The organism is Bartonella sp. AP57NXGY (assembly GCF_042195805.1).
In the GTDB taxonomy this organism is placed as follows: Bacteria; Pseudomonadota; Alphaproteobacteria; order Rhizobiales; family Rhizobiaceae; genus Bartonella.
Window position 1 is genome coordinate 1 of the sequence record NZ_JBHIOZ010000144.1, and the last position, 3,159, is coordinate 3,159.

Annotated in this window: 1 protein-coding gene and 1 pseudogene; both read right to left on the reverse strand. The window is 37.5% G+C overall.

Annotated features, from left to right (window positions below; all coding sequences use genetic code 11):
* Window positions 1-2,516, reverse strand: a pseudogene (locus tag ACFIL8_RS08645) (DUF6990 domain-containing protein); the annotation flags it as partial.
* A 5-nt stretch (window positions 2,517-2,521) separates the two neighbouring features.
* Window positions 2,522-2,998 (reverse strand): SMI1/KNR4 family protein, encoded by a 477-nt coding sequence (locus ACFIL8_RS08650; protein ID WP_375627527.1) that lies wholly within the window; start codon window positions 2,996-2,998, stop codon window positions 2,522-2,524.
* Window positions 2,999-3,159: the final 161 nt, after the last annotated feature.

Here is a 3,159-nt window from a genome sequence, read left to right on the forward strand (position 1 = left end):
GCGTAGCTCACTTGCTTCACCTTTGCTACTTCTTTGGCTAAAGCTAATGCACGTTCAAGGTGGGTTTTGTTGATGCTTTCGTCAAAGCCTAGGTGATCACCTGCCGTAAAGCTTTTCTGATAAGATTGTAAGGTCTCAACATCGCCCAATAAAGCAAGAGCGCCAAGATGAAGTAAAGCATAATCCGTATCATTTGCTTTAGACGTAGTGCTTTTTTTCCAAGGAGCAGTGCCATAATCAGAGCGAAGTCTTTTAGAAAGGTCAATGTCTGTTACCGCCCATTCTAAAGCATCATCAAGCGCCTGTGTTAAACGATCCGTAGTGACTTCTGGTTCAAAGATTTCTAATCCCTTGGCTTCAAAATTAAGCTGTATATCTGGAATATCTTCCGTGTGGGTAGGATCAATGAATTTACAAGCAGCGGAAAGAATACCGGTACTAATCATAAAGGCGCTATCAAATTGCGGGTAGTCTTTGGCAATTTCGTCGTTATAAAGAATATCTACTTCACGATCAGCCAATTGATAGCTTGCCATATGGTCATTCTCATTGATTTTCTCGGTTGACCAGCCTAAGCTTTTTAAAAGTGCATGAGCACTTTCCATGGTGAGACGATCATCAGTGTCATCTGCTTCATCCACTTCCTCTGCCACTTCAACAGAAATTCTTTTAGAAGCAACAGATGCTGTTTGCGGATCCAAGCTTAAAATCAATGCCTTTTTGGGAAAACCTGTTCAATAACGCTGTGCAAGAGTAAGAGCGTTCTCAATATCATATTTTGTGATGTTTTCCACAAAACCTAGACGGCTCTTTCTTTGAAAACTCTCCTTATAAAACTTAAGTTTTTTGACATTACCAGTCAAAATAAGTGCAATAAGGTGAAATTCTGCAAGGCAAAATTCACTGTTTGTTAGCAACGCCGCATAATCATAGATGATTTGGTTGGTGTTTTGGTTATCAGCCCACTCAAGTATATCTGTACAAATCTCCTTTAGCTTGCCTTCATCCAATTCAGTACTAGAAACTGTATAAAATTCTTCTGCCTCTTTGAGAGCTATATATTGGGGCAATCTAGGAAACATCTCTCTATGAGCAGTAGAAAAACTAAGTGTTGAAAGTGAAGCCTTGAATATAAGGATCGGTGTTTTTCCTTTTATATCAAGGCTGTACATTATATTAATGATACGGTCTTTGCTTATAAAATAGGCATTACAATTATAATTTTTGTCGCAATAGACTGTCCAGTTCATCATTTTTAATGTTTCAGAAACTGTATTAAGAAGAACCAAAGATTGTACACCAATACGTGCATCTGCCGCCTCTCGCTCCTTTAAAACGGTCAGATGTCCTTCAGCAAATTGAACAGCGTGATTAACATATTTTTCCACATCATCGTCATCTAAATATTCAGAAATCGTACCTGCTTTTACGGCATTTTGATAGGATTTCAGGACATCAATTTGACCTGTTAATACTAAACAAGCCAAATGCCATGAGATATCAGGACAAGAGCTATATTTTTGAACAAGCGCTTTGCTTTCTATCGCTGCTTCTAAATCCTGAGCACGCGCCCATTGTATCACCCGCTCAGAAATTTTTATAAGCTCCTGCTCATTTAATGTCTCTACACGAATATCAATCCCTTTATCAACACCACTAAAAACCCCTCCCCCAATCGTATTAAAAGACTGATAAATATTTGTAGCTGATATCTGCCTACATTTTCTACTATCGTGAATATAATGGCAAGCTACAGAAATATCTTCGTTGGAGATCTCTGCTTCAAGATGAACATTGTAATCATCATTTGGAAGACGTATAAAACCAAAATCAAATTGAATGAAGCGGTCGGGCAAAACTAACCACATTTTCCCAGGTTCCGTAACAAACCACCCTTGGGTTTTAAGAATGCGCGTTGCTGCTGTAAGACTCATCAAACACTGTTTCGGTTTTTTGCGTGCTAAAATGTCATCCAATTCGTTATTTTTATAAGCCTCAGCAAAAAAGATCATACGCTCAACCTGTGTCATCTTTTCATAATCAGAAAACTCTGGTGTATATAATTGAGATGTAGGTTTGTAATTACTTAAAGCTTCGGTATCGCCGAGTAGAGCCTTTGCAACGAGAGAATGATTAGCAGCTTTTTCACGTAATTTTTTCTCAATATCTTGTGCGTGCGCCCAAACTAACACTTTATTTAAAGCTACCTTAACGTGGTTTTCAAAAAATTCTAGTGCTGTAACTCCAAAATTCTCTTCTGAAGAAATCAGCATATCCTCATATTGGTATCGCGATTTCTTACCGTTAGCGTATTCCCAGCCAAGACAATAGGCGGCAGTGGTAAGACTGACAGAAACCCATAATCTTCCACTATCCCGTCCATAATCTATGACACCATAATGAATACGCACTATGCGATCGGGGAGATGATAATAAGCAAACATATCACCCATTTCATCGCGATGGGGCTCCCAGCCAAGTCTTTTTAAAATCTCTGTTGCATCTTTGGTTTGCATCGTCATTACCCTGCGTGCTCTTTAATTCTTTTACAGAGAAATTCATAAAAATTACTTGCGTAATACTGGGGATCGCTAGGTAGAAACTTAAGATAGAGCGGACACTCTCCATCCTGAAACTGAGTATAATCAAAGTAAAAGGTTTCACCAAAATCTGTTCTATTGACAACAAGCTGCTGTGGTTTTGCTAAACCATTTTTTATATCTGTTAAGTGATAATAAACAATATCACCAGCAGGATTATCTTCAAAACTTGCGTTATAAATGCTAAAAATTTCATAACCTCCAATTTCTCCTCCTCCATAATTTTTTAAAAAACTTTTGTAGGACGAGGTGAGTTGTAAACCAAGAGTTCTCTCAGCCTTTTCAATCAATATATCATCAGGCGCATCCTCTGCAGTGCCAAAATTGATAATCTCATCATCATATTTATTCACTTTATCAATTAATACTACAACATCATCTAAGGTATAGGTTTTCATAGATGATCCCCCTTAAAAATATTAACGATGCTTGCATTCTTGAAAAGAAAAAAATAATGGTGGTTTAACATTGCAATTTGGAAGTAAAACCACCATACAAAGAAATTTACTTCAAATTATCTGTAATCCTTTTACAGAGGAATTCATAGAAGTTACTTGCA

What these genes read in the sequence shown, in the direction of transcription:
- ACFIL8_RS08650 (WP_375627527.1), bottom strand. Translation starts at nt 2,998, where the DNA reads ATGAAAACCTATACCTTAGATGATGTTGTAGTATTAATTGATAAAGTG.